Below are 480 nucleotides of genomic sequence, written 5' to 3'. Positions count from 1 at the left end.
GACCGTTAATGGTGTTCCGGCGGTGACCTACTCTCCCACACCCTCCCGGGTGCAGTACCATCGGCGCTGTGGGTCTTAGCTTCCGGGTTCGGGATGGGACCGGGCGTTTCCCCCACGCTATGACCGCCGTAACCCTTGCTCCGCCACCGGCCCGCTGTTGGCGGGGGTGGGGAAAACTAGTGGTTACAACATGTTCGCTGCGGCCTTGGCCGCAGGTGTGGTGTTGTTATTTTGTTGTGGTTTTGTTCCTGTCGCAACGTGCCGTCGGTGACGGGTTTGTTGTTTGGGAACCACATAGTGGACGCAAGCAGTCTTGTTTCTTTGTACYCTTCCCATGGTGTGAACGTCTTTTGAATCCGTTCACGGGAAGAGTGTGTGGTGTAAGTTATCGGCCTATTAGTACCGGTCAGCTTCACGAGTCGTTAGTCCTCGCTTCCACATCCGGCCTATCAACCCAGTGGTCTGGCTGGGGGCCTCTCA

Annotated in this window: 1 rRNA gene; it reads right to left on the bottom strand. The window is 57.2% G+C overall.

The annotated features are described in order from the left end of the window. Positions 1 to 14: 14 nt before the first annotated feature. Positions 15 to 131, bottom strand: a 5S ribosomal RNA gene (gene rrf / locus AC1DBX_RS20660). Between the last annotated feature and the right edge of the window lie 349 nt (positions 132 to 480).

The sequence above is a fragment of the Arthrobacter sp. 10N44_2 genome, from assembly GCF_056394385.1.
The sequence above is the reverse complement of the archived record's forward strand: the minus strand, read 5'-3'. Positions and strand labels throughout refer to the sequence as shown.